The sequence below is a fragment of the Streptomyces sp. NPDC055749 genome, from assembly GCF_053617235.1.
Map to the genome: position 1 here is coordinate 97,115 of NZ_JBSHFH010000020.1, position 21,064 is coordinate 118,178.

Genomic DNA, 21,064 nt, shown 5'->3' on the forward strand with positions numbered 1-21,064 from the left:
CTGTCGATGTGCAGAGCGCCGTCGAGCGCCTCCACCCGGCTGCGCAGTCCGCTCAACCCGCTGCCCGTGGGATTCGCGCCACCCTTGCCGTTGTCCTGGATCCGCACCGCCAGCGCCCTGCCGCGGAGCGCAACCCGTACGGAAAGGGCCGTGGCGCCGGAGTGCTTGGCAGCGTTGGTCACGGACTCCGACACCACGAAGTACGCGGCGGTCTCCACGGGCTGCGGCAGTGTTCCGCCCACCTCGAATTCCGTACGGATGGGGATGGCGCACCGCTCGGACACTCCGCCCAGCGCCTCTTCGAGCCCCAGGCTGTCCAGTGCCGAGGGATAGACCTGCCAGGCCACTTCGCGCAGCTCTGTGAGGACGTCCTGCGACTCCTGGTGCGCCTGGAGCAGCAGGGCGTCCGCCCGCTCGGGGTCGCTTTGCCTGCGGGCTCGGCCGAGCAACATGGCGAGGGCCACCAGGCGTTGCTGGACTCCGTCGTGCAGATCCCGCTCCACGCGCCTGCGTTCGGCGTCCACTGCCTGAACGACCGCAGCCCGGCTGGTGGCCAGTTCGTCGATGCGCCGCTGGAGCAGTTCCTGCTCGGAGGGGCCGAAACACTCGCGGGCGATCCGTGCGTCGAGGGCGGAGAGCGAGTGGAGCCCTTGAAGGTCGAGGAAGAGCAGCACGCTGCCGAGGAGGAGCTGCATCAGCAGCTCGTCCCAGCGCAGTGTTCCCTGGACCATCCCCCTCAGCAGCAGCCCCGCCAGAACCATGCCGAAACCCAGCAGGCCGATCACGACGCCACACAGCAGCCCCGTGTAGCTGCGGACCGCCAGATAGCGCAGGATCCTGGGACCGGAGGACGTATAGCGCTCGGGGAAGCGGTCGCCGAAAAAGACGGACCTGCGGATCCGTTCGAGGGCTGTCAGCCGACGCGCTCCGGCCATGAGGACGCCGAGGGCGTCGGCCCGTGTGAGTGGCCACAGCAGGAAAGGGCCGAGCGCGGTACCGACCAGGAGGAAGTAGAGGAAGCCGAGCAGAGCCGTTGCGCAGCCGAGGAGCACACCGAGGCTTCTGCGCGGCCAGGAAGGTGTCCGTACCGCCGCTGCACGGTCCGCTTCGAAGTCTTCCTGCACGGGGACCGACCCTAGTGCCGCCGCACAGCCGGAGCAAGATCGCTCAGGCCGTGCGGGAGGTGGGTCTGCCGTGCGTGGGTGCGTGGGCGGGTGCATGGGCTGGTGCGTGGGCGGGTCATGAAGTGCGGCGGTGCTGGGCACGGTTCCGGCCGCGCAGCCGTACGGCCAGGTATGCCGCAAAGGCGATGACGGCCAGGGCCAGGACTGCCTTGGACAGGATCCCGACGTAGGTCTCCACCTCGTCCCACCGGCCGCCCAGCCAGTAACCGGCCAGCACCAGAACGGAGTTCCAGATCAGGCTGCCGAGCGTGGTCAGCATGACAAAGACGGGCAGGGGCATGCGCTCCACCCCCGCGGGAACGGAGATGAGGCTGCGGAAGATGGGCACCATGCGGCCGAGGAAGACCGCCTTGGTGCCGTGCTTCGCGAACCACTCCTCCGTACGCTCCAGGTCGGAGGTCTTCACCAGCGGCAGCTTCGCCCAGATCGCGTGCATGCGTTCACGGCCGAAGAGCATGCCGATCCAGTAGAGGGCCACGGCTCCCACGACCGAGCCGAGCGTGGTCCAGAACAGCGCCGAGGCCAAGGTGAGCACTCCCTGCGCGGCGGCGAACCCGGTCAGCGGCAGGATCACCTCGCTGGGCAGGGGCGGGAAGAGGTTCTCCAGCGCGATGGCCAGGCCGGCGCCCGGGCCGCCCATGGTGTCGACGAGATCGGCGGCCCAGCCCGCGATGCCGTCCGCGGGTTCCTGGGGCAGTGCCAAGGGTGTGAGGTGCATGTGAGTCTCCAAGCGGGCGGGTCGGTTGCCCGGGGCCGGCGCCCCGTTGCCCCTTCACGCTAGAAACCGCAGACCACAGGCGGTATGAGGATGGCCGTCCGGCCTGGAGGTGCTTTGCGCAGTACTCACCCTGCGGAAAACCGCACAGTCCCCCGCATCGAGGCGGCCCGTCTACCCCTTGCCGGCGGATCCGGGGACCATGGAGGGCGACGAGGCATCGCTGAGGAGCAGGCCGGGTTCGGTGTGTGAGCCGTCTGCGGGGACGGTCCAGACGTCCGATACGCCCTTGGCCCGGCCGGGGAGGGCGTACGCGAGTGTCGACTCGTCCAGCCACGCCGCCTGGTCGTCGACGCTGCGGGTCTCGGCCAGCGGTGTCTCCCGCATCGTCCTCAGGTCCAGGACGTGGAGCCGCCACGGGTCCCTGATGCCCTCGCGGACACGCTTCTTGAAGGCGATCCGGGTGCCGTCGGGCGACAAGGAGGGGCATTCGACGTTCTGCCGGAGCGTACGGGCCTTCCACGCCTTCATGTCGCCCTCGACGAGGTAGGTCTTCCCCTTGGTGGACACCGTCGCGTAGAAGCGGTTGTCGTCGTCCGCGAAGGTGATGCCCCAGTAGTTCACGTCCGGTGCGTGGTAGCGCCGGCCGTCGAGGTACAGCTGAAGGGTCTCCACGTTCTTGATCAGATAGCCGGTCCGCGTGTCGAGGATGCCGCTCCTCGTCGAGAACGACGAAGAGGCGTACGAGTCGCCGCTGACGAACAGCGTCCACGCGACCATCCGGCCCGAGGGGGATACCCGCGCCCGGTTGGGGATGCCGCCGACCACGACGGTACGGCGGCTGTCCAGGTCGCGGTCGAGGACGGTCACCTTCGTCTTCCGCGGGATGCCCGGGGCCGTCGCGAGACAGACGGCCGTGCGCCCGCTCGCGTGGAAGCGGTGGCAGGACAGACCGGTGTCCCTGCTCCTCACACGCTTGGCCGGCCCTGTGGCAGAGGTGCGGTGCGGCGTCGAGAGCACGCTTCCGCTCCGCGAACGGTGGTACACACCCGGCGAGTTGTCGAGTGTGACGCCCGGAGCGCCGGAAGACGCCGATGTCCGGTCCTGGCCGTCGGCGGCCTCGACCGTGTAGCCGACGGCGACGGCCGCCAGTACGGCGGTCGCCGCCGTGAGCGCGGCGATCCGGGCACGCAAGGAGAGCGGGCAGAGAGTCATCAGGGCTCCGGGACGGTGGTGGGTGTCGGGTCGGTGGGCGCGGGTGCGGCAGGCAGCAGCACGCAGGCGGCGAGCAGGACGGCGCCCAGGGCCGTGGCGGCCAGGACGAGGGCGGTGGCCATGCCCCATACCGTCCACGCGGCTCCGAACAGCACGGACGCCAGCAGGCGTCCCACTCCCTGGCCGGTCTGCAGGAGTGCCATGCCGCCCGCGCGCCGGTCCGCGGGCACGACCGGTCCGCCGAGGGCCATCAAGACTCCGTCCGTCGCCGCGTAGAACGCGCCGTGCAGTACGAGCACCAGCACGGTCAGCGGCCACCCCGCCACCGGTGAGAACAGCGCCACGTACACGCCGAGCAGCGCGACATGCCCCAGCAGGTACGGGACACGGCGGCCCGATCGGTCGGCGGCCCGGCCGCACGGCACGGCGAGCAGGAGGTAGACGGCGGCACTGCCGAGCGGCAGCAGGGGAAAGTACTCCACGGCGAGCCCGAGACGCTTCTGCAGGACCAGATAGAGGAATCCGTCGCCCACGCCTGCCATGCCGAGGAGCGTGGCCGCGATGAGGATCCGGCGGAAGGCGGGGACGCGGAACAGGCGCAGGGTGTCCCTGAGCGTGGTCGCGGCCGTACCGGGGTCTCGTACCGGCGGGGCGGTGCGGCCGGGGACGAACGCGAACAGGATCAGTACGCCCAGCAGCCCGAAGCAGAAACTGACGACGAAGACGGCGTCGTAGGCGTCGACGGTCGCCCACAGGATGGCGAAGGCGACGAGCGGTCCGAGCATCGCGCCCGTGGTGTCCATGGCCCGGTGCACGCCGAAGGCGCGGCCGAGGTCCCTCTCGTCGCAGTTCAACGAGATCAGAGCGTCGCGCGGCGCGGTTCGCACGCCCTTGCCGACCCGGTCCGCCGCGAGGGCCGCGGAGAGTGCGGGAGCGGAGCCGCCCGCCAGCAACAGGCCGAGTTTGCAGACTGCGGAGAGCGCGTAGCCGGATCCGGCGACGAGTCTGTGCCGCTGCCAGCGGTCGGCGGCGTGCCCGCCGGCCAGCCTCACGAACGCGGTGACACCGTTGTACAGACCGTCGAGGAAGCCGAACTGGAGTGGGCTGAGCCCCAGACCGAGGACGAGATAGAGGGGCAGGACGGCGGTCACCATCTCGGACGAGATGTCGGTGACGAGGCTGACTGCGCCGAGTGCGACGACCGTACCGGCGAGGTGTCTTCGGCCGGCAGGTGGGGAGGTCGGGTTGGGGTCGGGGCCGACTGATGGACGGCCTCTGCCGACGGCGAGGTACATACACGCTCCTGGTACGCGGTGCCCGGAGCTCCGGGTGCTCAACCGGTGCTCCGGGCTGCTTCGTTCGCCCGGCGAGCGGCCGGCCGACGCAACTCGGCGGACGGACGCGGGAGTCGAAGGCAGGGGTCAGTGACAGCTGTACGTCGGGCCGGTGTCCAGGACCGTGCCGTCGGTACCGACGAACTTCGACGTGAAGCTCGTGTCGGTGAAGTCGAGCTGCATCACGCCGAACTTGTCCCAGATGCGCTTCTGGCTGTTGGCCTGCACGGTGTCGCCCTGGCCGTAGAGGTCCTTGCCGCCCATGCCGCCGAGGACCTCGACGATGCCGTTGGGGTCTGCCGCGCCGTCCGGGTTCTGCGGGGCGAACCGTTCGTAGTGGTGGTCGTGACCGCTCAGCACCAGCTCGGTGCCGGCTTGCCGCAGCATCGACCAGACCGGCTTGCCGACGGGGTCGTTGCCGTGGCTTCCGGAGCTGAACAGCGGGTGGTGGAAGTACGCGGCCACACACTTCTTGCTGTTCGACGCGAGATCGGCCTTCAGCCAGTCGAGCTGTTCCCGCTCGTCGAACCTGTTGGAGTTCAGGGCGATGAAGTGCCAGTTCCCGTAGTCGTAGCTGTACCACATCTTGCCCTGAGGGGTGGCGCGGTCACCGAAGTACTCCCGGTAGGCGGCCTCGTCCTGGTTGTCCCAGTCGTCGTACGCCTCGTGGTTACCGGGCACGGGGTGGGTCTTGTCCTTGAACTGGCCCCATGACTTGTCGTAGTAGTTGCGGAAGTCCTCGATGTGGGCGTCGTCGTACTGGTTGTCGCCCATGGTGATGTAGAACGCCGGGTCGATCGCCATCGCGCGGGCGGCGGTCTTGAAGTGCTGGCACCCGGGGTCGCTCCGGTTGCACTGGTCGGCGATGTCACCGGCCCCGACCACGGTGAACGCGCCGTTGGCGGGCGGGGTGCCTCCGGCGCTGCCGTAGACCTCGATCTCCCACAGCGAGTAGCCCCATTCGGTGCCGCGCGCGGTGCCGTACATACGCAGGTAGCGGCCCTTGCCCGTCAGACCCGACCAGGTGTCGGTGCCGCCGTTGCCCGCGGCCTCCACGGCAAGGCGGGTCCAGTCGGTGCCGTTCGCCGAGACTTCCAGCCGGTAGGCCCGCGCGTAGGCGGCCTCCCACTTCAGCTCGACCCTGGAGACCGCAGCACCTTCGCCGAGGTCGATACGGAGCCACTGGGGGTCAACCCCTTCCGCACTGGCCCAGCGGGTGGACGCGACCCCGTCGACGCCCTTGCCCGGGGCCAGGGAAGAGTCCTCGGAGGAGGAGGCGGTGGCCGGCTTGCCCCGCGAGATCAGCGCCTCTCCGGCGGGTGGGTCCGTCGGCCCCGGTCCGGGGCCGGGCTTCGGGTCGCTGTCGATACGGAAGTCCTCACCGTAGACGGCCCAGGCCAGGGGGGTGTTGAGGTCGAGGTTGCCGTTTCTCAGGAAAACCCGCTGGGCTGTGTCGACGCGGCTGGTGTCCTCGTGCGCCGCCTCCTTCTTCATCTCCACGACACGGGCGTCGAGGAAGGCGTCGAGGTACTCGGTCTCGTCACCACCGTCGGCAGGCGGAGCCGCCTCGTTCATGGCCTCGTCGCGGATGCTTTCGAAGCCGGACCGACCGTGCATGACGATGGCGTCGTAGTAGGCGAACTGGCCGAGCACCCGCAGTCCGTCACTCTTGGCCTGTGCGACCGACGGGCCGAAGTAGACCCGGTCGCGCTCGTGTTCCTGAGCCGCACGGAACTCCTCGGTGGCCGCGGCTTCCTCCCAGGCGGCCGGGAAGCCGGGGTCGAGGCCCTCGTGCGAGTCGCTCCCGTCGACCGCGCGGAGCGCGGGGAGGTACTCGGCCAGCGGGTTGTCGGGCACCTGATCCGTGTAGAACTCGACGAGTTCGAGCATGTCGTGCGTGCCGGAGCAGAAGCCGATGATGCCGGCCGTGTAGCCGCGGAAGTCATCGATGTCCTCGATGTAGTCGAACTGTTCACGCCACTCGAGCGACGAGTTCTCGGCGGTGGAGACGATCTGCATGGCGATTTCCTTCTTCACCGGATCGTCGAGGCCCGATACCTCGGCCGCCTGCCCGGTACCGAGGACGACCACGGCGGGAATCGCGGCCAGTGCCATCGCCAGGCCGATCCGCACGCCGGTGCGGCGACGGCGGTGCGTGGGCCGGGACGGCCGTTCCTGACGGGGAACGCGCCCAGGAGTGCGGCGGGGAATACGCATACGCATGTGGTTCTCCGATCTCTTGCGACATGCCGGACGCCGATCGCACAGAGGGCATGGAGGGGCGCGGGCACAGCTCAGCCAGGGAGTGGAGCCAAAGCTCTGTTAGGAAAGTTTCCTTTCCATTGGGCGCGTCCATTGGAGCGTGCGGCTCCGTTGCCCGCAAGGGCCCTGGCACCAGCAATCCGTAGCCGGGGTACGGGCGTTGGCCGGTTCGCACCGGGTGAGGAGTGGCCGGTCACGGCAGTACCACACGGCGCATTTCTGCTCGTACGGGAGCGATCGCATGGCGACGAGTCCGGCGTCCGAGGAGGCGGTGCAGCCGGTGCAGGCGGTGGCGAGATGCCGAGAAATGGCGAGTTCGCGTCAAGCGCGGATCCCCGCGAGGTCAGGTATCCCCCATGAGGTCGGATACCCCGGGAACGCCGCGAGGGGGCCTGGGCCCCCTCGCTTCAGGTAGTTCGGGCGGCTGACGCGCCCCCGGGCCTTGTTACTGGCCCACCCGTCCGTCGATGCATTCGCGCAACAGGTCGGCCTGCCCGCAGTGGCGGGCGTACTCCTCGATCCTGTGCACCATCAGCTCCCGGACCGCGATTCCGTCCTTCCCCACACGCTCGCTCAGATCCGGGTGTTCGGCCAGCGCGGCATCGGTCGTCGCCTGCTCACGTTCCAGATCGGAGTACGCGGATTCGACCACGGTCTGCTCGGCGACGGCTCCGTCGAAGTCCGCATCGCGCTTGCCGTACAGCTTCGGCAGCGGATCACCGTCGGTGATCCAGTTGCGCCAGTCCCGCTCCACCTCGGCAAGGTGCCGGAGCAGGCCGAGCAGCGACATCGTCGACGGCGGAACCGACCGACGGGCCAGCTGCTCCGCGTCCAGGCCCTCGCACTTCATCCGCAGGGTCATGCGGTAGCTCGTCAGGAAGTCCTGCAGCGTGGCAAGCTCACCGTCCGGACTGACTCCCGTGTTGTTACGGGGGTCGTCGTCCGGGTCAGCCCACATGTCGGGGTAGATGGTTGCCCGGCTCCATCGTGCAGGTTCGTCACTCATGCGTTCCATGGTCGTCCGCGAGGGCCTGGCCCCGCTACTTTTTTACGGTTGGCATGCTTGGGTGCGGCGCCGAGTCAGCTCCGGCCTTTCTCGGTCCACGAACGGAGCTTCTCCGGGTTCCGGACCGCCCAGATGCGGGTGATACAGCCGCCGGTGAGGCTGAACGCCGCCACGGTCACGGTGACGCCGGTGTGCTGCGCGACCAGGCCGGGCCGGCCGTTGACCGTCCGCTCCAGGAGCGTCAGCCCAGGGGCGATGTCGGCGATGTGGATCAGGTACTCGGCGATGCGCTCGCTGCCCTCGACCGGGCGGAGGACGGTTCCGACGAGGCCACCGCCGTCGGACATCATCGTGGCCTCGGGGTCGAGGAGGTCGACGAGGGCCTCGATGTCCTTGGCCTCCCACGCCTCCTTGAAGTGCCGCACCAGACCGGCCTGCCCGGCCGCCGGAACCGCCGGAGCCTGCGCGGCGCGAACACGTCGGCGGGCCGAGGTCGCCAGCTGCCGGCAGGCCGCGGGCGTCCGGCCGACGATCGCGGCGACCTCGGCGAAGGGGTACCGGAAGACATCGTGCAGGATGAACGCCACGCGTTCGGCCGGCGTCATCGACTCCAGTACGACGAGGAAGGCCATGGTCACCGACTCGTCCCGGGTAACCAGATCGGCGGGGTCGGCAGGTTCCGACCCGCCGCCGCCTGCCCGTCCGGTCAGCCACTCCGTACGGTCGGGCAGCGGCTCGGGGATCCATTCGCCGACGTAACGCTCGCGCCGGACCCTCGCCGAGCCGAGCACGTCCAGGCAGATGCGGCCGGTCACGGTCGTCAGCCATGCGCCGGGCGACTCGATGGCCTCCTGCCGTTCCCGCGACAGCGCGTACCAACGGGCGTAGGTCTCCTGCACGGCGTCCTCGGCCTCGGTCAGCGAACCGAGCAGCCGGTAGGCGACATTGATCAGCTGTCGCCGCTCGCCGGCTACCACGCTCGGGCCAGGCCCGGACCGGCCCCCTGAATCGGACGGGGTACTCATGTTCGCGACCGCTCCCTGGTTCATCTCGTCCGCATCCGCACCGGACCTGACCATGAGGTCGGCGCTTCGCCTCACATTTCGTGGGCCCGCGTCGTCGGACTACCGAGACACTACCGATCCACCGCCGCGAGGCAGCAGAGGGGACCACGTCATGGCCACACAGACGACGGCAGTACCGGGCAGACCGACATTCGTGCAGGTCGCGCTCGCCCTGCAGACCTTGTCCCTCTTCTTCCAGGCCGTCACCGCAGGAATGCTTCTGTCCTCGTCCCACGGCGAGGTACTGCACGACGTCGGATCGCGCGTGATGTACGGCGCGTCGATGCTGTACGTGCTCGCCGCGATCCTGGCGTGGCGGCCGGGCGGCGGGTCACCTCGCCCCATCGTGTACGCGTCCGTCTTCCTCGTACTCGCTTCGGTGCAGGTGGTACTTGGCATAGCGCACATGCCGTCGCTCCATGTCCCCCTGGGTGTCCTGATGTTCGGCCTGAGCGTGCTGGCGCTGGGCCAGGTACTGTCCACCCGCGTGTCGGAGCGCTCCGCCAACCGGTCGTAGCCGCTACGCATGTGCGTCATCGGGGCACTTCGTCGCTCCGGCCCCCGCGATCATCGTGCGGAGGGGGTACGCGACGAGCAGTGCGATCGCGACGAGGAGCCCGCTCGTCCAGAGCGGCCCGAGGTCCCTTGCCGTGGTCCCGAGGGTGGGCGCGGCGATGAGCGGTCCGACGGCGGCGCCGACATTGAGTGCCGCGATCGCGTACGAACCGGCCAGCGTGGGCGCTCCTGCGGACTCGTAGAGCACCCGCGTGATCAGCGTGCTGCCCAGCGCGAACGACAGCGTGCCCTGCACGAACACGAGGACGAGCAGCGCGGCCGGCCTTTCGGCCAGCAGAGCCAGGGCCGGCCAGCCGATGAGCAGCAGCGGACCGCCCACCGCGATGACCAGGCAGGGGCGCTGGTCGGACAGCCGTCCGGCGATGGTGACACCGACGAGGGAACCGGCGCCGAAGAGCACCAGGGCCACGGAGATCCACAGCTCGCCCAGTCCGGCAGCGTCGGTCACGACAGGCGCGAGAAAGGTGAAGCTCGCGAACGTCGCCGCGTTCACCAGCGCACCGAGCACCATGACCAGGATCAGTCGCGGGCTCCTGAGCTGCCCGAGCTCCGCTCGCAGGGCCGGACCGTCGCCCTGGTCCTCCTGCGCGGGGCGGGCCGGAATTCCTTTGAGGATGCCGATGGCTGCGGGCAGACAGAGAGCGGCGACGGCCCAGAACGTGGCACGCCACCCGAGCAGCGTGCCGAGTGCCGATCCTCCCGGGACCCCGGCGATCGTGGCCACCGTCGTACCTGACAGCAGCACGGCGAGCGCACGTCCCTTCATGTCGGGAGAGACCAGCCTGGCGGCGGTCGTCAGTGCTACGGCGAGGAACCCCGCGTTCGCGAGCGCCGCAATCACCCGGGTCACCATCAGGACCTGGAAGCTTGAGGTCGCCGCGCCTACGACGTGGGCTGTCAGGAACACGAGGACGAACCCGAGGAGGCTGAGCCGTCCCGGCCAGTTGCGGGCGAGCCCGGCCATGAGCGGTGCTCCGACGACCATCCCGATCGCGAAGGCAGAGGTGAGCGAGCCTGCTGTCCCGACGGTTACGTCGAGGTCGGAGGCGATGTCCGGCAGGAGGCCGGCGAGCATGAATTCCGAGGTGCCCATGGCGAAGACCGCCAGGGCAAGCAGATACAGCGGGAGAGGCATCGAGTGGCTCCGAGGTGAGAGAAGTACGAGAACAGACGTCTCGTCACCGCGGTCAGCACCCCGAGGGCGCACGCGTCCGGCCGCGGAACGCAGCAGAACGCGGCGGAACGACAGAGCTGCGGGCTCTGTGACCTCAGTGGTTCAGGGGGCTGACGGCGTGACCGAAAGCCCCCACCTTGGATGCCTCGGGGCTCGACATGGCCACCACGTTACGCCGCCAATGCCCGTCCTCGCACGTCCGTTTCACGCGCGTGTGCCTGTGAGGCGACCGAACCACTCGCGCGATTGCCCGGTTACCCGACGGACAGACGTGCGCAGCGTCGGCAGGCGCGGGCCGAGGCTGCCACCGCGGCATGCGAGGCGGCTGCGAGTGTGCCGGCGAAGGCGAGCAGTGGCCAGTTCGTGGCCAGGGCCGATGCGATGGCGAGCGCGAGGGTCGTGACCGCCATGGCGGTGCTGGCGGTCGTACCGGCCCAGGCGACCAGGATCGGCAGCCGGTGCGGTGTCGGCAACCGGCGGGCGAGCGTGCCGGTTGCGGCCAGCGTCGCTGCGGCGAGCAGGGCGGCGACGGTCGCGACACCGGCCAGATGAACGGCCAGCAGTTGGGCCGTGCGCGACAACTGCCATGTCTGTTCGTGGCCGGCGGTCCGGGCCAGGTACCAGCAGGCGATCAGGAACGGGGCTGTGAGCGCGACGGCCCGGGCGGTGTGCCTGGCCTGGGCGATGGTCAGTTCCTGTTGGCAGCTCGGTACGAGTTCGTCGATCGTCCCGAACTCCGTCACTGCCCGGTGAGCGGCGCGCTCATAGGGCACGTCTTCGGCGGTGTGCGCCTCAGCCGTGTCCGTCAGGCCGTCGTGTATCTCCCCGATCATCCGGGCCTTGGCCTTGGCCGGTCCGTGGAGGGCGGCTGTCAGGGCCGCCACGTGCTGCTGGATGGGGTCGGTGTGCCGACCGGTGGCGTTCATGTGGCGAGGCCGGGCGGGGTGGCGGGGTTGAGGACCGAGCCGATCGCGGTGGTGAACTCGCTCCACGCCGTGCGCTCGTTAGCCAGTGTGCTCCGTCCTGCTTCGGTGAGTTCGTAGCATCGCCGGCGCCGTTCACCCGCGGATTGCCAGCTGCTGCTGAGCAGCCCGATCCGCTCCAGCCGGTTCAGCGCCGGGTAGATCGTGCCCGTGCGCAGTTCGAGTACGCCGCCGCTGCGTTGTTGAACCGCGGCAATGATCGCGTACCCGTGCAGCGGGCCCTGTTCGAGCACGGCCAGCAACAGTCCATCGAGGTGCCCTCGCACCGCGTCCGCCTTCATAGGTAGGCAGCCTACCCAAAATTGCCGTAGGCAGTGTATGTATTGGCAGCCAACATATCCGTGCTCCGACTTGGAGGCACTCGCAGTGACCAAGCTGCTGTTGTCCGTACACGTCCTGGCGGCGATCCTGGCGGTCGGGTCGATCACCGTGGCCGCCTCGATGTTCCCCCGCTATGCGCTGCACGCCTTCGGCGACGGGGAGTTCGACGGGGAGAAGGAGGGCCGATCCACCGGGATCGCCGCACTCCTGCACCGCGTCTGCCGCGCCTACGCGCTCGCGGGCCTCGCCGTGCCGGTCTTCGGAATTGCCACCGGCGCCCAGCTCGGCGTCCTCACCGACGCCTGGCTGATCGCCTCGCTCGCCCTGACCACGATCGCTGCGGCCATCCTCGCGATGGCGATCCTTCCCGGCCAGAAGCGCCTGCTCGCCCTGGCCGAGGCGCCCGCGCGGGAAGCGTCCGCGCCCGAAGCGGCGCGCACCACTGCGAGCCGCCTGACCATGCTCACCGGCATCTTCAACGTCCTCTGGGCGGTCGTCGTCGTCCTGATGATCGTCCGCCCCGGCTCCACCACGGGCGCGTGATACCGGTGTACGAGCAACTCCCCTTCCCCCGTACCGACCTGGCATGGAAAGCCTTGCGTTACGTGAGGAGCATCGAGAGCCCCGCGATCTTCAACCACAGCATGCGCAGCTACCTCTACGGACGCTTAATCGGCGAGCGGCAAGGCCTGCGACCCGACCGTGACTACGACGACGAGTTGCTGTTCCTCGGGTGCCTGCTGCACGACGCCGGGCTCAGCGCCGACGGCAACGGTGATCAGCCCTTCGATATCGACGGCGCCGACCTGGCCGCACGCTTCCTCACCGAGCAGGGGCTGTCGCCGGAGAAGATCGACATCGTCTGGGATGCGATCACTCTTCACCTGCACTACGCGATCGCCGTCCGTAAGCGTCCGGAGATCGCGCTGGTGACGGCCGGTGCCGGTTACGACCTCGGCCCGGAAGGGCCGCATACACTCCCGGCCGGATACGTCGAGCGCATCCACGCCGTGCTGCCTCGCCTCCACGCCGCGCCCGTGCTGTACGACACGATCGTCGGCCAAGCCCTCGACAAACCTCACAAGGCCCCGCCCTTCAGCATGCCGGGCGAACTCGTCCGCCAGAAAACCCTTGAAACCTGGCCCACTTGGGAACAGCTGATGACGCAGCCGCCCTCTTGGAACGACTACGACGGCTACGAGTCGAGAACCTGAGCAGACAGTGCGCTTGAGAGCGCTCTCAGCAGATGCGTCCCGATCGTGCCCCGCGACACCCTCGCCGTCAAGACTCGAACACATCGCGACGGTTCGTAATCGCCAACTGCCCCTGATGCGCAATCTATTGACACTGCGTTTCAGGAGTTTTACGTTCCTTGACATCTGAGAGCGCTCTCACGTGTGCCCTCCGTCCTCCTCCCACGACTTCGAGGTGCTGCTCATGCAAGCCTCCTTCTCCAGACCTGCCGCGGCGACGGTGCTGGCCATCGCCCTGGCCACCCTGGGTCTGGGCCCTGCCGCAAGCCCGGCGGCAGCCGCCACCGTCCCTGCCGGCGCGGGCAGTTACACCGACACCCGCCCCGCCGGAACCTCCGGACCCACCACGAACACCGGCGCCCCCGTCACACCCAAACTCACCGCGGCGGCCCGCGACAAGCCGGTTCCCACCAACGACTGGTGGACCTCGCTCGCCTACCAGCGCTACGGCGACAACCCGTACTCCACCCCCATGTACGGCCACCCGCTCACCTACCAGGCCACCTCCGGCGGGCTGGAGGTCGGCTACCCGACCACGCCCGCGGTCGTCGGGGACGGCCGCCAGTACGAGTACGCCCACAAGGCCGACCTCACCGTCGGACTCAACGGCCTCAACTCCCCCGACACCAAGGCCGACGACTGGTCCGACTGGACGGTCACCCCCTACTGGTCGGACGGCGCCCGCACGCTGCGTACGACCATCGGGCACGGCATGCCCTTCGTGTACGCCAAGGGCTCCGGCGGTGACGCGCGGATCACCACGGCCGGCGCACCGACCGTCTTCGCCGACAACGGCAACGTTCTCGGCATCACGGTCGCGGGTCACCACTACGCGCTGTTCGCCCCTACGGGCAGCGACTGGGCGGTGTCCGGCTCCACTATCACCGCCGGGCTCGGCGGCAAGGACTACTTCTCGCTGGCCGTACTGCCGTCCACCGACGCGCTGGCGACGTACCGCAAGTACGCCTTCAGTTTCGTCACCGGCTCCAAGGTGAGCTGGGAGTCCACCGGCGGCAACGTGAAGGCGACCTACAGCCTGACCACCGAGGCGAAGGAGGGCACGGAACGGGGGACGCTCCAGGCGCTCTACCGCCACCAGTGGCTGCACACGACCGACGCGCTCACCCCGTACACCTACGTGTCCCCGCGCGGCACGATGAAGGTACGGGAGTCCGCCTCCTTCACCACCAGCCAGAAGAACTCCGGTGTGCTGCCCGCACTCCCCGCGACCGGCGGCGTCGACAAGGCCCGGCTGACCGGATATCTCAACGAGGTGGCGAACGCCTCCGACCCGTTCTCCGGGGCCACCGACACGTACTGGACCGGCAAGGCGCTCGGCCGTCTCGCCCAACTGGTGCCTGTCGCCGACCAGATCGGCCAGCCGGGCATCCGGGACAAGCTGCTCGGCCTGATGAAGGGGCGGCTTCAGGAGTGGTTCACGGCGGGAGGTGCAAGCGAATTCAGTTACGACAGGGACTGGAAGACGCTGACCGGCTACCCGGCTTCGTACGGCAGTGACACCGAACTCAACGACCACCACTTCCACTACAGCTACTACGTGTACGCGGCGGCGATCGTCGCCCAGTACGACCAGGCGTGGGCCGCCGACTCCGCCTGGGGCACGATGGTCAAGACCCTCGTGCGCGACGCGGCCAATCCCAGCCGCACGGACACCGCGTTCCCGTTCCTGCGCGGCTTCGACGTGTACGCGGGCCACAGTTGGGCCTCCGGACACCAGGGATTCGCGGCCGGCAACAACCAGGAGTCCTCCTCGGAGTCCATCAACCTCAGCGCCGGACTCGTGCTGTGGGGCGCCGCGACGGGTGACACCGCGCTGCGCGACCTCGGCAGCTATCTGCTGACCACCGAGTCGGAAGCGATCACGCAGTACTGGTTCGACGCCGACCAGCAGGTCTTCCCCGGCTCCTACGGGCACGACACGGTCGGCATGGTCTGGGGCAGCGGCGCCGCCTACTCCACCTGGTGGACAGCGAACCCGGAGGAGATCCACGGCATCAACGTCCTGCCCGTCACGGGTGGTTCGCTGCACCTCGCGCGTGAGAAGGCCGCCATCAAGCGCAATATCGCCGAGATGGAGCGCGAGAACGGCGGGCCGGCCGTCGAGTGGCGCGACCTGCTGTGGGAGTTCGAGTCGCTGGCCGATCCGGCGGCGGCGAAGGCCAAGTGGGACGCGGGCAACGCGGGCTACTCCCCGGAGCAGGGCGAGTCGAAGGCGCACACGTACCACTGGATCGCCACGCTCGACGGTCTGGGCGCCCCCGACCTGACGATCAGCGGGAACATCCCGACCTCCGCCGTCTTCGTGAAGAACGGCGTCCGGACCTACACCGCCCACAACCACGGCTCCACCGCCCGCACCGTCACCTTCTCCGACGGCGCGACCCTCTCCGTACCGGCCCGTTCCACAGCCACCGGTACGGGCACGGGCGGCCCGGACCCCGATCCCGATCCGGACCCGCCGGGGCCGTCCACCGGCAACACCTTCCGGCTGAAGTCGGGCGGCATCCTCACCACCGCCACGGACGGCGCGGCGGGAGCGGACACGCTGGCCTCCGCGGACGGCGTCAACCGGGACGGTACGCCGTACAAGCCGACGGTCTACGAGATCAGGAACGTCAACGGCTCGCTCGCCCCGGGTGCGTCCACCACATTCCGCCTACGCGTCGACGCGGGTACGACGGTCGGGCTCGCCCCGCAGGTCAGGGTCAGCTACGACCTGACCGGCAACGGCTCCTTCGACCGGGCGGAGACCTTCCGCTACTTCGCGACCGACCCGGTGACGGGGTGGGAGGAGTACACCCAGGCGGTGGGCACCTCGTCGGTGACCGGAAGCCTGGGCAACCTGCAGGGTGGGACGGTCCGCCTGGAGATCTGGAACGCGCTGAACACCGGCACGTCCCAGGTGCAGACCGGTACGGACGGGGCCGTCCTGAAGATCCCGTACGCCTGATCGTCCACACGCGCGCGTGAGCACGTGCGGCGGATTTCGTGCGGCGGGTTTCGTGCCACTCAGGCCGAGTCCCGCCGCACCAGCGTGGTCGGGGTGATCACCGAGTCGGGGGTGTCGAAGACATCGGCGCCCGTACGGTCGCGGCTCAGACCGCGCAGCAGCAGCCGGGCCATCAGCCGGCCCTGGCCCTCGATGTCCTGACGCACGGTGGTGAGTGGTGGATCGGTGGCCTCGGACACCGGCCCCATGTCGTCGAAGCCGACCACCGCCACCTGCTCGGGAACCCGGATCCCGCGCTCCCCCAGCACCCGCAGAGCGCCCGATGCCATCAGGTCGTTGGCGGCGAACACCGCGTCGAGATCGGGCCGGCGCTCCAGCAGTTCCGCCATCGCCCGCTCCCCGCTCGCCACGGTGAACGCCCCTTCGGCGACGAGTGTCGGGTCCACGTCCAGCAGGATGTCCCGGTAGCCGTGGAGCCGGTCCATGGCCGAGGTCTGGTCGGGCGGCCCCGCGATGTGCGCGATGCGCTCCCGCCCGAGGTCACGAAGACACTGCACGGCCGCCCGCGCGCCGCCCCGGTTGTCGGCGTCCACGTACGGCACGGCCCGATCGCCGGGGGCCGCGCTCCAGCTCGGCCGTCCGCCGTAGACCGTCGGCACCCCGGCCCGCCGGGTGATCGCGGGCAACGGGTCGTCGGTGTGCAGGGAGAACGCCAGGGCCCCGTCGACATGGCCACCGGACAGATAGCGCGCGACCCGGTCGAAGTCCTCGGCTCCCTCCACGATCAGCAGGACCAACTGGGTGTCATGGGCGGCCAGTTCCTTGCTGATGCCCCGGAGCTGCTGGGAGAAGAACGGGTCGGAGAAGATCCGGATCTCCGGCTCCGCGATGACCACGGCCACGGCTCCGGTCCGCCGGGTAACGAGGGTGCGGGCGGCGTGGTTCGGGACGTACCCGAGCTCCTCGACCGCACGGAGGACCTTGTCGACCAGCGGTTTGCGTACCCCCTCGCCCCCGTTCACGACCCGTGACGCGGTGGCCCGGGAGACGCCGGCGCGCGCCGCGACGCCTTCAAGGGTGGGCCGGGAGCCGGGGGAATGCTGGGGCACAGCAGGAACTCCTCGTCGCTGGGCAGCGGCGGTACGGGCCGACCAGTGGCGACCGCCGGATCGGGACAGCGTAACGCCACGGCCCCACGAGGTGAGAGCGCTCTCACCGACCGGGTGGGAGCTCGGGGTGTCCCTTTTTCTCAGGTCAGGGTCAACCACCGGCGGCCGTCGATGAGTTCTCGTGCGGCGTCGAGGTGACCCGCGTGGCACGCTGTCTCCGTGATGACGTGCAGCAGGACGTCCCGAAGGGTGTGCAGGTGCGGCTCGCCGAAGAGCTCGTGAGGCCACCAGACCAAGGGGGTGTCCGCAGTCGCGGCGGCGATGACGGCGTCCGCGAGCTGCGCCTCCGAGCGGTACCGTTCGAGTACATCGGCGGGGTCGACGTCGGGCCCCACCTGCCAGGCGTCGTCGATCTCATCGAGCGCCTTGATGACATCCTCGTCGCCGACAAGCACCGCACGGAACCAGAAGCGCTCGACGTCGAGCGCGAGATGCTGGACGAGGCCGAGGCAGCTCCACCCCGACGGCAGCACGGGCCGACGGAGGTCATCCGTGTCGAGCCCGTCGAGTATGCCGAGTACGTGGCGGCGCTGTCCGTCCAGGAACGACAGGAGTGCCCGGATCTCCGGATCCGCTGTCACGGTCAGCGGCGACTCATTCGTTCGCCCGCTCACTTGGCGATCTCCCAGATGTGGCCGCCGGGATCACGGAAACTGGCAGTCCGGATTCCCCACGGGCGGTCGATCGGGCCATTCAGCAGTTTCACGCCGCGCGCGGTCAACTGCTCGCACATGGCATCGACATCGTCAACGGGGAGCGTGAGTTGGATTCGGGACCCGACGCCCTGCTCGGCGACACGTGCCGGGTCGATCAGCTCGTGTGCCGCGGTCGTACTCAGCAGGTTGATGAGGGTGTTTCCGAAGCCGAATACGGCGGAATTGTCGTCCTCGAAGACGACTGGCAGGCCGAACACCTCACGGTAGAACCGCTTCGTATCCTCCAGGTCCTCGACGAACAGGGTGATGGCGCTGATGCCTGTGGGCCATGCCGGATTGTCGGTGTGATTCACAACAACAAAGGATCTACGAACCGGCCTGCCGTGTACAGGGTTCGGCCCGTCCCGTTTCCCTGTGCCCAGTCTCAGTCGGTCTGCTTCTGCCACACCTTGACAGCTGTTTTCGGGTTGGACGCGGAGTTCGACTTGTGTGTCACCGAGCAGCGGTACTGCTTACCCAAATAGGTAACCCGGTCGTTTGCCGAATACTGCCGGTTGACTTTCCATTCCGAGAATCCAGCTGCCATGAGGGGCGTCCTTTCCGCAGACCGGCACGCTGCCGACCTGCGCGAATCTTCCCACGTTCGCGACCCGCTCCCTCCACGCGGTGAAAGGATGCCTGGGACACGGGGCTCATCCGGGCGAAATCAGGCGGGGGAACATGCTGGAGGGACTGGACGCGGCGGACTGGCGTGGGCTGGAGCCGGTACGGCCCGACCGGCCGGCCACCGACATACCGAAGGTGCTGCGCCGGATCGCACGGGCGGATGCCACCACCCGGCCGGACGCCGTGGAGCGGGCGTACGGCGACCTCCAGGACCTCCTCCTCTCGCCGGGCCGGGTAACCGACGCGTGCACGGCCGCGCTGCCGTTCCTGGTGGACCTCGCCCTTGACCGGGACACGGTCGCGCGACCGGACGTGGTCGACGTACTGGCGGGCCTGGCCCTCAATGGGGCCGCTGGGGAGAACGCGGCGCCGGACCCCGGGTGGGAGGCGGCCTGGCAACGGCAGTGGCCCCGGCTGCGAGGGCTGCTCAGCGACACCGATCCTCCGGTGCGGCGGGCCGCGCTGCAACTGATCTCCGACCGGACCGCCCCGCTACTCGACCGGTGGCGCGAGGAGACGGACCTTTCCGTGCGGGTGACGGTGTTGCTGGCGCTGGGCGAGGCCGCGGCCTCCGAGGAATCCGCGGGTGCGAAGGTCGACGAGGTACGCGCGGTGCTGGACGGCGTCCTCCATGGCGAGGACGGGGTGCTGCGCGTGGCAGCGGCGGTCGCCACCTCGTCCCTGGACCCGCAGGCACCGCTGCGCGCCTCCCCGATGCTGCTGGAGATCCTCACCGATCCCAAGCTCGCCCCGGTGTTCGAGAAGGTCTGGTACACCCTGAACTGCGAGTATCCGTACGACCGAGCCGACGTCGCGGGCTGGGTCGTGCACCTTCTGGAGCGCGACGTGAGGGTGGCGATCTCGTTCGTGGCCGGGCTCGCCGAGGCCGGAAGCCGAACGGGAGATGCGGATCTGCGCCGGTGCGCGTTGGACGAGGCGTGGCAACTGCTGGTGTTCCGGCCGTCCGCGGCCACCGTGTTCCTGCCGCTGGCCGCCGGGCTGCTGGCCGACCCCGACGACGACGTGCGCTACAAGGCCGCGCATCTACTGGCGGTGCTCGGCCGCCGGGCGGCCCCGTACGCCGACCGGCTCGCGGCCCTCCTCGACGACTCCGGCGAGTCACAGTTCTTCGACGGCACCGTGGGCGACCACGCCCGGTGGGCTTTGACCCGGATCGGTGACCCGCGCGCCCTGCCGGATCTGGTCGAGCGGCTCGTCGCGCCCTACCGGGACATGCAGGGCCGGGGTTACTGCCTCGGTGACCCGCGGCAGCCGGATGTCGCCGACGTTCTCCGGCCGCTGCGCGCACACGCCGGAGAACTGCTGCCCGCGGTACGGGAGGCGTTGCGCGACGAGGTCGCCCGCGAGGGCTGGCTGACCGGAGAGCTCCGCGAGGTGCTCCAGGCGTGGGGAGAGGACCCGATACTCCCCGGTGAGACGCAGCCGTACCCGAAGCCGTGGGAGCCGCCGCTGATGGAGCCGGCAGAGGCGGAAGAGGCTGTGCTGGCGTTCGCACCCGACGGCGAGACGTTCGGTACATTCAGCGCCGCGCTGTCCTCGCTCACCCACCACGGACGCCTCACCACGCCGGTCAGCCAGGCGCTGGCGGCGCTCCGGGACGGGGACCACCGGCTGTCGCAGTACGCCGATTACCGGACGTTCCTCCAGGACGAGGAGATCCGCGAACGGATCGACGCGGTGCTCGCCCTCCCGTAACACCGCGCTCCCGGGCAACGCCGAACCCCGATTCCGTTTCGACACCAGGCTGCGGGCGCTTCATTCAGGACCAGATCTGGCCTATTCGATCTCTAGTCTCGTCGCATCACGAAGGACCAAGAGACGGGACGAGACGAATGAACCACCATGTACCCGAGGGCTACACGAGCGTTGCGCCGTGGGTGGTATCCGACGACACGGGCGCGCTGCTCGACTTCATCGTCGCCGCCTTCGACGGCAAAGAGATCGCGCGGGTGCCGCTCGAGGACGGCACCATCGGCCACGGCGAGATCCGAGTCGGCGACACCGTGGTACTGGCCTTCGATCGACGTCCCGACTGGCCGGCGATGCCCTCGCTGCTGCGCGTCTACGTCCCGAACGCGGACGCCGCCGTGGCCTCTGCTGTCGCGCACGGAGCACAGGTGGTCACCGAGATCTCGGACAGCGCGTGGGGCGATCGCGGCGGCAGGGTGAAGGACCCGTTCGGCAATATCTGGTGGGTGACGAGCCGAGTCGAGCACGTCGAACCGGACCTGACCTGGCAGCGAATGTCCGAGCCGAAGTACGCCGAGGCGATGCGCGTGGCCCAGGAAACCCTGGACGCCACGCTCAGCGGCCGGGGGTCGGGGGTGGCGAGCGCCCCGCAGAATCCGAACCACTGAACTCACCTGTCAACCTGATGGCTGTTGCGAGTGGCGGCAGGGAACTGCAACGCACCGAGTGCTTGCGGGCGGGCTCTGGGGCCGTGCTTGGAGCCCGCTCCCCCAGGCAACCCGGGATCCAGGTACGACCGCACAGC

General features: G+C 69.3%; 19 protein-coding genes and 2 pseudogenes. 6 read left to right on the plus strand and 15 right to left on the minus strand.

The genetic code is table 11. The annotated features are described in order from the left end of the window. Window positions 1–44: 44 nt before the first annotated feature. The 8 genes and pseudogenes from ACWGO0_RS17645 to sigJ all read right to left on the minus strand — a co-directional run. Window positions 45–1,220 (minus strand): annotated as a pseudogene (locus ACWGO0_RS17645) (sensor histidine kinase); the annotation flags it as partial. Window positions 1,221–1,239: 19 nt separating this feature from the next. Continuing rightward, the gene (locus ACWGO0_RS17650; protein ID WP_453535033.1) at window positions 1,240–1,902 is read right to left on the minus strand and encodes a DedA family protein; all 663 of its coding nucleotides are present in this window, start codon (window positions 1,900–1,902) and stop codon (window positions 1,240–1,242) included. Window positions 1,903–2,073: 171 nt separating this feature from the next. Beyond that, window positions 2,074–3,114: a TolB family protein gene (locus ACWGO0_RS17655; protein WP_453535035.1), complete on the minus strand. Its 1,041-nt coding sequence runs from the start codon at window positions 3,112–3,114 to the stop codon at window positions 2,074–2,076. Then, window positions 3,114–4,409 (minus strand): MFS transporter, encoded by a 1,296-nt coding sequence (locus tag ACWGO0_RS17660; protein ID WP_453535038.1) that lies wholly within the window; start codon window positions 4,407–4,409, stop codon window positions 3,114–3,116. The genes ACWGO0_RS17655 and ACWGO0_RS17660 overlap by 1 nt, the downstream gene beginning before the upstream one ends. Before the next feature lie 126 nt (window positions 4,410–4,535). After that, the gene (locus ACWGO0_RS17665) at window positions 4,536–5,816 is read right to left on the minus strand and encodes a discoidin domain-containing protein (protein ID WP_453535125.1); all 1,281 of its coding nucleotides are present in this window, start codon (window positions 5,814–5,816) and stop codon (window positions 4,536–4,538) included. Then, window positions 5,814–6,665 (minus strand): annotated as a pseudogene (locus tag ACWGO0_RS17670) (chitosanase); the annotation flags it as partial. The pseudogene ACWGO0_RS17670 and the gene ACWGO0_RS17665, both read right to left, overlap by 3 nt. Window positions 6,666–7,155: 490 nt before the next feature. Continuing rightward, window positions 7,156–7,716 carry a DinB family protein gene (locus ACWGO0_RS17675; protein ID WP_453535041.1) on the minus strand — a complete coding sequence of 187 codons (561 nt, stop codon included), beginning with the start codon at window positions 7,714–7,716 and terminating at the stop codon, window positions 7,156–7,158. A 74-nt stretch (window positions 7,717–7,790) separates the two neighbouring features. Continuing rightward, window positions 7,791–8,741, minus strand: coding sequence for an RNA polymerase sigma factor SigJ (gene sigJ / locus ACWGO0_RS17680; RefSeq protein ID WP_453535044.1), 951 nt, complete (start codon window positions 8,739–8,741; stop codon window positions 7,791–7,793). 151 nt (window positions 8,742–8,892) lie between these two features. Between sigJ and ACWGO0_RS17685 the strand changes: the two genes are divergently transcribed. After that, on the plus strand, window positions 8,893–9,297 hold the full coding sequence (locus ACWGO0_RS17685) for a hypothetical protein (protein ID WP_453535046.1): 405 nt from the start codon (window positions 8,893–8,895) through the stop codon (window positions 9,295–9,297). 3 nt (window positions 9,298–9,300) lie between these two features. Here the strand turns inward: ACWGO0_RS17685 and ACWGO0_RS17690 are convergent, their stop codons facing one another. The 3 genes from ACWGO0_RS17690 to ACWGO0_RS17700 form a co-directional block, all read right to left on the minus strand. After that, a complete protein-coding gene (locus ACWGO0_RS17690) occupies window positions 9,301–10,491 on the minus strand; it encodes a Cmx/CmrA family chloramphenicol efflux MFS transporter (protein ID WP_453535049.1) in 1,191 nt (396 codons plus the stop codon). Window positions 10,492–10,784: 293 nt separating this feature from the next. After that, window positions 10,785–11,456, minus strand: coding sequence for a permease prefix domain 1-containing protein (locus ACWGO0_RS17695; protein ID WP_453535052.1), 672 nt, complete (start codon window positions 11,454–11,456; stop codon window positions 10,785–10,787). Continuing rightward, a complete protein-coding gene (locus ACWGO0_RS17700; protein ID WP_453535055.1) occupies window positions 11,453–11,794 on the minus strand; it encodes a PadR family transcriptional regulator in 342 nt (113 codons plus the stop codon). The genes ACWGO0_RS17695 and ACWGO0_RS17700 overlap by 4 nt, the downstream gene beginning before the upstream one ends. An 85-nt stretch (window positions 11,795–11,879) precedes the next feature. On the opposite strand from ACWGO0_RS17700, the gene ACWGO0_RS17705 reads away from it, so the two are divergent. The 3 genes from ACWGO0_RS17705 to ACWGO0_RS17715 all read left to right on the plus strand — a co-directional run bounded on the left by ACWGO0_RS17705 (window position 11,880) and on the right by ACWGO0_RS17715 (window position 16,058). Next, window positions 11,880–12,377: a hypothetical protein gene (locus ACWGO0_RS17705; protein ID WP_453535058.1), complete on the plus strand. Its 498-nt coding sequence runs from the start codon at window positions 11,880–11,882 to the stop codon at window positions 12,375–12,377. 101 nt (window positions 12,378–12,478) lie between these two features. Beyond that, window positions 12,479–13,048 (plus strand): HD domain-containing protein, encoded by a 570-nt coding sequence (locus ACWGO0_RS17710; protein WP_453535061.1) that lies wholly within the window; start codon window positions 12,479–12,481, stop codon window positions 13,046–13,048. 223 nt (window positions 13,049–13,271) lie between these two features. Then, window positions 13,272–16,058: a glycosyl hydrolase gene (locus ACWGO0_RS17715; RefSeq protein ID WP_453535064.1), complete on the plus strand. Its 2,787-nt coding sequence runs from the start codon at window positions 13,272–13,274 to the stop codon at window positions 16,056–16,058. 59 nt (window positions 16,059–16,117) lie between these two features. Here the strand turns inward: ACWGO0_RS17715 and ACWGO0_RS17720 are convergent, their stop codons facing one another. From ACWGO0_RS17720 to ACWGO0_RS17735, 4 genes are all read right to left on the minus strand, one after another. Continuing rightward, window positions 16,118–17,167 (minus strand): LacI family DNA-binding transcriptional regulator, encoded by a 1,050-nt coding sequence (locus ACWGO0_RS17720; RefSeq protein ID WP_453535067.1) that lies wholly within the window; start codon window positions 17,165–17,167, stop codon window positions 16,118–16,120. 140 nt (window positions 17,168–17,307) lie between these two features. After that, window positions 17,308–17,841, minus strand: a complete 534-nt coding sequence (locus ACWGO0_RS17725; protein ID WP_453535070.1) for a DinB family protein — start codon at window positions 17,839–17,841, stop codon at window positions 17,308–17,310. Further along, window positions 17,838–18,236, minus strand: coding sequence for a VOC family protein (locus tag ACWGO0_RS17730; protein ID WP_453535073.1), 399 nt, complete (start codon window positions 18,234–18,236; stop codon window positions 17,838–17,840). The genes ACWGO0_RS17725 and ACWGO0_RS17730 overlap by 4 nt, the downstream gene beginning before the upstream one ends. Before the next feature lie 71 nt (window positions 18,237–18,307). Beyond that, the gene (locus tag ACWGO0_RS17735) at window positions 18,308–18,469 is read right to left on the minus strand and encodes a carbohydrate-binding protein (RefSeq protein WP_453535076.1); all 162 of its coding nucleotides are present in this window, start codon (window positions 18,467–18,469) and stop codon (window positions 18,308–18,310) included. A gap of 134 nt (window positions 18,470–18,603) precedes the next feature. On the opposite strand from ACWGO0_RS17735, the gene ACWGO0_RS17740 reads away from it, so the two are divergent. Together ACWGO0_RS17740 and ACWGO0_RS17745 are read left to right on the plus strand one after the other, a co-directional pair. Continuing rightward, window positions 18,604–20,265 carry a HEAT repeat domain-containing protein gene (locus tag ACWGO0_RS17740; protein WP_453535079.1) on the plus strand — a complete coding sequence of 554 codons (1,662 nt, stop codon included), beginning with the start codon at window positions 18,604–18,606 and terminating at the stop codon, window positions 20,263–20,265. Between the two features lie 137 nt (window positions 20,266–20,402). Beyond that, entirely contained in the window at window positions 20,403–20,927 is a 525-nt protein-coding gene (locus ACWGO0_RS17745) for a VOC family protein (protein WP_453535082.1), read from the plus strand. Window positions 20,928–21,064: the final 137 nt, after the last annotated feature.